We start from the raw sequence: 8,817 nt of genomic DNA, 5'->3' as shown, positions 1-8,817 counted from the left end.
CTCCAGGCACTGACGCAGAACCAGGTTGAGTTCTTGCAGGCTGAAGAAGCGCTGGTGACGCAACCGGGCCAGCACCCAGCGCTCGACCACCTGGACGCCGACCTCGACCTTGGCCTTGTCGCGCGGCTTGTACGGCCGCGCCGGCAGCACCGCGCAGCCGTAATGTTGTGCCAGGTCCTGGTAGGTCGGGTTCAGGTCCGGCTCGTAGCGGGACGGATGGCGCACGCCGCTCTTCAGGTTGTCGGGGACCACCAGCGCGGTGACGCCACCGAGATAGTCGAAGGCGCGCACATGGCTGCCGATCCAGTCTTCCAGCTGCTGCGTGAAGGTCGCTTCGAGGTAGGTGTAGTTGGAGGCGCCGAGCACCGCGACGAAGATCTGCGCGGCGTGAATTTCGCCGGTATGCGGGTCGATGACGTCGACCGTCTGCCCGGCGTAGTCGACGAACAGTTTCTCACCGGGTGTGTGGTGCTGGCGCAGCGTCACTGCCAGCGTCTTGCGCCAACGGCGGTAATGGTCGCAGAACGCGCTGTACTGGAGTCCGTCCGGTGTTTCGGCCTTGTACTCCTGCCACAGCAGCTCCAGCGTCACGCCTTTGCGGCGCAGTTCCTGGTGCAGCGTCGGCCAGTCGGGTTCGGTGCGGCGGACTTTCGACGGCGCCGTCGGGGGAAATAGCAGGCCATTGACGGTGGCTTCGTCCAGGCCGGCGGGTAGCGGGAAGCTCAGCCCGGCGAGCTTGGCGCGGGCGAGGTAGTCGCTGACCGTGGTGGGGGATGCGCCGATCATTCGGGCGATCGCGCGCCGCGAGTACAGACCTGCGTGATGCAGGCGAAGGATTTCGACGATTTTGCGCATGGATAACCTGTGGTTAGACATCGGGCACCCAGGAAAAAAGCTCGAGGGTGCCACGGGTTACCCCGCGCGCTACAGCTTGTTACGGCAATGTTGCAAGCCGTCCAGGTTGGCCTGGAACGGGTGTCCAGTTTGCGCTGGAACGACTGTCCAGGTTCAGCTGGAACAGGTGATCAGGTTGCCCCGGAATACGCAGACAGACAAGGGGCGGGCATGATGCAAATCACCTGCTCACTGAAGTACTACAACGGCCGTCATAAATTATGGTCGCTTGGTGGCTCAGCGACCCAAACCGAGCAACACCATGTTACGGACCCACCACATAAGAGGATGCCTTCCGAGGCAGAAGGGGGCTACACGACGACGTGACGCTCAACAAAAAACCCGCACAAGGCGGGTTTTTGTCATGCCTGATCATGCTCAGGGCTTGGGTGGTGTGCCCGCCGACTGGGTCAGGATCTCATAGCCGGTCTCGGTCACCAGCACCGTGTGCTCCCACTGGGCCGACAGACTGCGGTCTTTGGTCACTACAGTCCAGCCGTCGGCAAGCATACGTAGGTGGCGCTTACCCTGGTTGACCATCGGCTCGACGGTGAAGATCATGCCCGGCTTCAATTCGACGCCGGTGCCACGGCGGCCGTAGTGCAACACCTGTGGCTCGTCGTGAAATTTCTTGCCGATGCCGTGGCCGCAGAACTCCTGCACTACGCTGTAGCCATTGGCCTCGGCATGCTGCTGGCAGGCCGCGCCGATGTCGCCGAGATGCGCGCCAGGACGGATCTGCTCGATGCCCTTCCACATGGTCTCGTAGGTGACCTTACATAGGCGGCGCGCGAACGGGCTTACATCTCCGACAAAGAACATCCGGCTCGTGTCGCCGTGGTAACCGTCCTTGATCACGGTAACGTCGATGTTGACGATATCGCCATTCTTCAGCGGCTTGTTGTCAGGGATGCCGTGACAGATCACATGGTTGACCGAGGTACAGATCGATTTCGGGTACGGGGTGCCGCCGTCCGGCGCATAGTTGAGCGGGGCGGGGATAGCCTGCTGCACATTGACCGTGTAATCGTGGCAGAGACGGTCGATTTCTTCGGTCGTGATACCCGGCTTGACGAATGGCGTGATGTAGTCGAGCAGTTCACTGGCCAGACGCCCGGCCACGCGCATTTTCTCGATGTCTTCCTGGGTGTGAAGTGTGATTGCCATTGCTTCTTATCTGTCTGTGTTTCCAATCCCCAATGATAACAAATACGTATAAAAAACGGGCACCCCTGAGGGTGCCCGATCAATTATGACTGACTGGAAGGTGCTGCCGAAGGCTTAGAACGAAGTCTTCAGGCCAACACCGATGGCGCGGAGGTCTTCGCCTTTGCCCAGCGAAGCATTCGGGGTGCCAAAATTGGAGTTGGCGTCGTACACCGGGCTGGTGCCTGCATTGAAGTTCACGTTCTGGGCGCTGCCGTTGGTGATCTTGGTGCCATAGACGTAAGCCTGAGTGCGCTTGGACAGATCATAGGTCACACCAGCCAGCCATTGCTTGGCTTCGCTGCCGAGAACGGTTTGACCGTTCGCGGTCTGCTGGCCCAGGCGAGCATAGGCAGCTTTGAGCGAAAACGCACCGATATCCTGGCTAGCAGCAAACAGCCAGTCGGCCTGACGGGATTTTGCTTGGCCCGGCACTTCGTCGAGACGGGCTTCATAGCCGGCGCCGATCATGGTGCCAAAGTCGAACTTGTAGCTAACCCCAACCTTGTAGAAGTCGGTCTTGGCGGTTTTCTGGCTAGTAATGTTGGTGGTGGCGTTAGTCGAGTAGCCGTCGCCGCTATGGTCCCAGCCCGCGCCCACGTTCAGGCCAGCGATTTGGTAGTTCAGGCCCAGCGACACGCGGTCAGCGTTCAGACGCTTGCCGAAGTTGGGGTCTGTCGGATTGTTATCAACCGAGCGGGTCTCGTCAAACGCGTACGACAGGCCGCCCTGGAAACCGTTCCACACCGGCGTGGTGTAGTTCACGCTGTTCTTCAGACGAGCTTCGCCGCGGCTGAAGATGGAGGTGCTGTCAAAGGTGTCAAGGGTGGTATCCGGCAGCACGTTCAGCGTCCGGTTGGTCAGGCGCTTGTAAGCGGAGTCGTAGTTGCCAATCAAGAAGGTACCGTAGTCGGCGTGGGACAGGCCAACAAAGGTGTTGCGGGTGGCGAATACCGCCGGCTGGCCTTTGTCGTTGGTGCCACCTTGTTCGGCGCCGCGAATTTCCTGCTCTACTTGCCAGATCGCCTTCAGGCCGCTGCCGAGGTCTTCGTTACCTTTGAAGCCGATGATCGACTTGCTAACCACACGGCCTTTGGTGACGTCGTTTGAGGGCGGGTTGGTGGCGCCGCTAACTTGGGTCGACTCAACAGCCATGTTGATGGTGCCGTACATGGTAACGTCAGCGTGGGCGAGCAGCGGGGCAGCCAGAGCCGAGGCGATCAGGCCTGCAATGATTTTCTTCTGCATATTCTTAACAACTCCAACTTTGTGTAAAAAGCGACAAGCGCCGAAAATTCAGACGGGATAGTAGAGTGGAAATGTGACAGAAAGATAAAAAACCGATGACAAAATGGTTTAAACGCTTGAGTTGTTGTAAGAACGAAACAAAAATCGAAATATATCACGTTATATAACGTATCATTTTTTTCATATAACTTGAGAATTAGATCTATTACTTATTTGAGTAGAACAGCCATGACAGCATCGCAGCGCTTACAGTGCGTTTATTAACGTTTGATGAAACTGAGGGAAGAGGAAGGAGAAGGGGGAAGGAGAGACTGCAACGCAGAGTTGGTCTGCAGTCGCGGCCAGTGACAGGGCCTGGCGTGTCGCAGAAGCCCTCCAGCCAGTAAGAGCAAGCAGCGCGGAACCGAGTGGCGATCGAAAGTAGAGATGTCGACGAACAACACAAAGCCAAGGCGTGCCGTCGGCACGATAGGGCGAGGGTACTTTGGTGCGAGTGAGAGAAGAGGCGGGGGAGGGGGATCAATCAGCCTAGCGGAAAGAGGCTGTTACGAGAGAGAAACAAAAATTTCGAAATATTTGACAAAATATAACGAAATTTTTGTTTCACAGGGGCGGTCAATTAGGCCAAGAATTTATTTGGATAGACCTCGTCGATCAGCGTGCGGCAGTCGATCACGCGCAGATCGTTGTCGCTGGCAAAGTCCATCAGAAAGCGGTACATCGCCGGATAGACCTTTTCGAGTTTCTTGTCGACGGCAACGCAACGCACGTTGTCGAGCATCATCGGACGGACGTGGGCATGGTAAGCAAGCTTCTGGTCGTCGCCGAACGAGGCAAGAATGCCTGCCAGGCGCTCTGCCCAGTCGCTCGGGCGGAAGGTGCGTCCCTCGGAGGTGACGCCTTGGATAACAATTTCGTACGGGTTACAGATCATGGTGACTGGACACAGTTGTTGTTTTGAGGAGTGTCTCCGAGCCGCGGCGATGCAAATGTTTGATTGTTGGACGTGTCGACGCGGGGATGGCCAGATTCTACTCCAAATCTAGATGCGCTTGAACGGTGGCAGCGAAGCAAGCAGCTTTTTGCCGTAGCTCTGTCGAGTGATACGGTTGTCGAGGATGGTGACGCGACCGTAGTCCTGCTCGGTGCGGATCAGCCGGCCGACCGCCTGCACCAGCTTGATCGACGCCTCCGGTACGGTGATTTCGACAAAGGGATTGCCGCCGCGTTTTTCTATCCAGCGCGACAAGGTGCGGCCAACCGGATCGTCCGGCATCGCGAACGGAAGCTTGGCGATGATCACGTGAACACAGGCTTCGCCGGGCAGGTCGAGCCCTTCCGAGAACGAGTCGAGCCCGAAGATCACGCTGGACTGCTGCTCGGCCAGCCTTTGGTAGTGAGTCTCCAGCAGCTTTGCTTTCGGTATCTCACCCTGGATCAGCAGCCGCTCGCGCAGGCTCATCGGCAGCGCGCCAGCGACATCGTTCATCTGCTTGCGCGAAGAGAACAGCACCAGCGTGCCCACCGGCTCCTTCACGTCGATCAGCTTCGGCAGCCACTCGACGATCTCGCGGGTGTGGCCGGCAGGATCCTTCGGACTGGCCACCAGCGGCGGCAGGTAGAGCTCACCCTGATCCTGGAAGCTGAACGGCGAGTCAAGCGCCACGCAGGTGGTTTCCGGCAGCCACTTAAGACCAGTCTGCGACAACAGCAGGTCGAATTCGCCGAGTGAACGCAGTGTCGCCGAGGTCAGCAAAGCGCCGGCAGCTCGGCGCCACAGCGTCGCGGCGAGGCTTGCCGCGGCACTGACCGGCGACGCACAGAATTCGTAATCACCCTTGCCACTGCTCTTGCGGGTGATCCACTTGGCGATCGGTGGGGCATTCTCATCCGGTTCCTTCTCGAACAGCTCCCACACTGCCATCACCTGCTCGGCGCGACCAAGCATCATGCCCAGGTCACTGGCAACCCGGTCAGCGAGCGGCGCATCAGACGTCTTGTCACGACGAGTTTCGGCCAGTGCGTCGGATAGGGTGTTGAGGTGCTTGACCAGCATCCGCGCCGACAGAGCCAGGTTGGACGCCGGCACCTTCAGCCGCTCCGGTAACCTGCCGTCCTCGATCAGCCAAGTCGGCTCCAGGTTGTCACTGGACGCGGCGAGAGACTCTTCCCCCTCCAGTAGCCACAGCCACTCGGTCAGGCTTTCCATCAGGGCACCGGCCGCTTCAGCGGCATCGGCAGATGCCTCGGCTTTGCCGGTCAGGCCTTCGACTTTGCTGACCAAGGCGCCTACCTTGTCAAGCCAGAACATGGCCTGGCTGAGGGAGTGTTCGGCGGAGAACTGATTGATTGCCTTTTTGGCCAAGTGGTGCGCCTCGTCTATGCAGTAGAAAGCCTGCTCAGGCGAGGGCAGGATCACCCCACCACCCATCGAGGTGTCCGCTAGCAACAGGTCGTGGTTGGCGACCACGACATCGACCGTCTCCAGCGTTTCGCGCGCCAGATAGAACGGGCACTCGGCCCGGTTCGGACAAGCGGCCTTAAGGCAACCGTGACGATCATTGATGACGCGGCTCCACAGCCCGTCGTCGATCACTTTCGGCCAACTGTCGCGGTCGCCGTTCCACTTGCGATAGTAGAACGCGTCGGCCAGCTCGCGCAGTTGTTCAATCTCCTCCGCCTCGGGTTTGCGGTCCCACAGCGCCATCGACGGATCGAAGCCGAGCAAATCCCCCTGGGCATTTTCCGAAGTGAGCTGGTAGATACGATAGGGACACAGATAACGACCACGTCCCTTGGCGAGCGCGAAGGTGAGCGGCAAACCGCTGTTTTCCACTACGAAGGGCAGGTCGCGGTTCACCAGCTGTTCCTGCAACGCAATGGTGGCGCTAGTCACCACTAGCTTCTTGTTGCGCGAGCGCGCCATCAGGCCGCCTGCCAACAGATAGGCGAGACTCTTGCCGACGCCGGTCGGGCCTTCGACCACCACGATGCTCTCGCCACGACGCTCCGGCGCCTCTTCTCCCTCGGCAGTTTCCTGGCAGCGGGAGAAAGCATTGGCGACTTCGGCCAACATGCGCCGCTGAGCGGCACGCGGGCGAAAACCCGGCAAGTTGTCGGCGATGGCGCGGTAATGATCGCGAATGGCGTCTTTTTCGGCGGAGGTAAGCATTTTTTTATTGTACCCGAACCGACCTCATTACTGCGCCCGTGGCGGCACGGTTTTTGCAGCCGTACCATGACGAAAGGGATAGGCACTGACTAGCATGGTAGGAAGAAAACATAGCCCGAAGAACAAGGTACGCAGCAAGAGGAGACCCTCATGGTGCCAATCAGCCGCGTAGTGGTAGTGAGTGACGATGCCGCTTGGCAGTCGGATGTGCTGGAGGGGCTGGACGAGGCGGCGAGCCGATTACCCAATTCACTGGGCATGGTGTTCGTCGGGGCGAACTCCGCCGAAGCGACGATGACGTTGATCGCACGCGATGGCGAGATCCAGATTGTACTGATCGACAACAGGCTGTCCGAAGAACAGGGCGCTGCGGCTGCGGTAGCACTGGCCAATCGCATCAACGCCTTCCGACCGGAGCTGTCGCTCTATGTGATGCTGGTCGATGCGGATGAAAAAGCGGTGATCGAGGCGCTCGCCAGCCATGCGGTAGACGGCTATTTCTACCGCGACGAACTGGACAGCCACGGCTGGTTTCGCATCCTGGCTGCGGAGTTGGCAGAAAAGTCGGCCACCCCGTTCTACGACGCCCTCAAGCACTATGTGAACATGGCCAAAGACTCCTGGCATACCCCGGGCCATGCAGGTGGAGACTCGTTGAAGGCCAGCCCTTGGGTCGGGGATTTCTACGAATTCGTCGGCGAGAATATGCTGCGCGCTGACCTGTCGGTATCGGTGCCAATGCTCGACTCACTGCTCCACCCGACCGGGGTGATCGCCGACGCGCAGGCATTGGCAGCCAAGGCCTTCGGTGCGCAGCAAACCTTCTTCGCCACCAATGGCACGTCCACGGCGAACAAGGTGATCTGCCAGACGCTGCTGACGCCGGGCGACACAGTGCTGCTCGACCGCAACTGCCACAAGTCAGTACACCACGGCGTGATTCTGTCCGGTGCCCGGCCGATCTATTTGGATTCATCGGTGAACCGCCGTTACGGCCTGTTCGGGCCTGTGGCCAAGGCTAAACTGTTCGATGCGATTGATCGGCACCCCGAAGCCCGGGTGCTGATCCTGACCTCGTGCACCTACGACGGGCTGCGCTACGATCTGGTGCCTATCGTCGAGCACGCACACCTGCACAACATCAAGGTAGTAGTCGACGAGGCCTGGTACGGTTTCGCGCGTTTTCACCCGGCGTTTCGGCCCACGGCGCTGGAGTCCGGTGCAGACTACGTCACTCAGAGCACGCACAAGATACTGTCCGCGTTTTCGCAGGCAAGTATGGTGCACGTCAACGATCCCGCCTTCGATGCCCATCTGTTTCGCGAAAATTTCAATATGCACACCTCGACCAGCCCTCAGTACGGACTGATCGCCAGCCTGGATGTGGCGCGCAAGCAGGCTGCGATGGAAGGCTACCGCTTACTAGACCGCACCCTGAAGTTGGCCGAAGAACTGCGCGACAAGATCAACGCCACGGGCGCGTTCCGGGTGCTGGAGCTGACGGATCTGCTGTCGGAAGAGGTCCGGGAGGACGGCATCCAGCTTGACCCGACCAAGCTCACCGTCGATATCTCCGCTTCCGGATTTTCGGCCGACGAGCTGCAGCGCGAGTTGTTCGAGCACTTCAACATCCAGGTGGAGAAGTCCACCTTCAGCACCCTTACACTGTTGCTGACGCTCGGCACCACACGCAGCAAAGTGTCTCGCCTGCACGATGCGATGCTACGTCTGGCCAAGCAGCAGCGCCCCCCGCGCCAGCCTGGCCGACTGCCGGAAATTCCACACTTCACCCAGCTCGCCTGTCTGCCGCGCGACGCCTTTTACGAAGCGGGCGAGAGTCTGCCGCTGCTCGACGACGAGGGTAGGCCGAATCCGGCGCTGCTGGGTAGGGTGTCGTGCGACCAGATCGTGCCGTATCCGCCGGGCATTCCGGTGCTGGTGCCGGGGCAGATCATTGACGACGCAATTATTACCTACTTGCACCGCTTGTTGAAGGCACAAAAAGGCGTCGACATCCATGGCTTGATCGAAAAGGACGCTGAATATCTGCTGCGCGTACTGCGCGACGAAGAGCTCGCAACCCTGCCGGCGCGCCACTTCGGCGATTGATTGCTTGTCAGGACAGGTGATTTCCGATAAATATAAACCTGTCGCATTTTTGTAAGTCTGGGCACCAGGTGTTACGCCCACAGCGACCCTTAGTACTGACTTAAGACTAGCGTGTAGTAAATGTGCCGTTGCGCCTGACGACACCCGTCATCACCGCGCACCGGCCTTCTTTTTTTGGACCCAACAAC

The 8,817-nt window shown here is 59.3% G+C and carries 5 protein-coding genes and 1 pseudogene; 1 reads left to right on the top strand and 5 read right to left on the bottom strand.

Features of this window, described 5'->3' with window-relative positions; translation table 11 throughout:
- From istA to dinG, 5 genes and pseudogenes are all read right to left on the bottom strand, one after another.
- On the bottom strand, positions 1 to 876 hold an 876-nt coding region (istA, locus tag QU481_RS19215; RefSeq protein WP_289830490.1), incomplete at its 3' end, for an IS21 family transposase.
- Between the two features lie 396 nt (positions 877 to 1,272).
- Complete coding sequence (gene map / locus QU481_RS19210; RefSeq protein ID WP_289831608.1) at positions 1,273 to 2,061, bottom strand: type I methionyl aminopeptidase; 789 nt, start codon at positions 2,059 to 2,061, stop codon at positions 1,273 to 1,275.
- Positions 2,062 to 2,175: 114 nt separating this feature from the next.
- The gene (locus QU481_RS19205) at positions 2,176 to 3,348 is read right to left on the bottom strand and encodes a porin (RefSeq protein ID WP_289831607.1); all 1,173 of its coding nucleotides are present in this window, start codon (positions 3,346 to 3,348) and stop codon (positions 2,176 to 2,178) included.
- A gap of 646 nt (positions 3,349 to 3,994) precedes the next feature.
- Positions 3,995 to 4,282, bottom strand: a pseudogene (locus QU481_RS19200) (DUF3579 domain-containing protein); the annotation flags it as partial.
- Positions 4,283 to 4,390: 108 nt separating this feature from the next.
- Entirely contained in the window at positions 4,391 to 6,520 is a 2,130-nt protein-coding gene (gene dinG, locus QU481_RS19195; RefSeq protein ID WP_289831606.1) for an ATP-dependent DNA helicase DinG, read from the bottom strand.
- Between the two features lie 150 nt (positions 6,521 to 6,670).
- On the opposite strand from dinG, the gene QU481_RS19190 reads away from it, so the two are divergent.
- A complete protein-coding gene (locus QU481_RS19190; RefSeq protein ID WP_289831605.1) occupies positions 6,671 to 8,629 on the top strand; it encodes an aminotransferase class I/II-fold pyridoxal phosphate-dependent enzyme in 1,959 nt (652 codons plus the stop codon).
- Positions 8,630 to 8,817 lie beyond the last annotated feature (188 nt).

The organism is Crenobacter oryzisoli (assembly GCF_030385785.1).
In the GTDB taxonomy this organism is placed as follows: Bacteria; Pseudomonadota; Gammaproteobacteria; order Burkholderiales; family Chromobacteriaceae; genus Crenobacter_A; species Crenobacter_A oryzisoli.
This window is presented reverse-complemented; position numbering and strand designations above follow the sequence as displayed.

Excerpts from the sequence above, each read along its gene's own strand:
- map (WP_289831608.1), bottom strand. The coding sequence starts at position 2,061 with ATGGCAATCACACTTCACACCCAGGAAGACATCGAGAAAATGCGCGTG.
- QU481_RS19205 (WP_289831607.1), bottom strand. The coding sequence starts at position 3,348 with ATGCAGAAGAAAATCATTGCAGGCCTGATCGCCTCGGCTCTGGCTGCC.
- dinG (WP_289831606.1), bottom strand. The coding sequence starts at position 6,520 with ATGCTTACCTCCGCCGAAAAAGACGCCATTCGCGATCATTACCGCGCC.
- QU481_RS19190 (WP_289831605.1), top strand. The coding sequence starts at position 6,671 with ATGGTGCCAATCAGCCGCGTAGTGGTAGTGAGTGACGATGCCGCTTGG.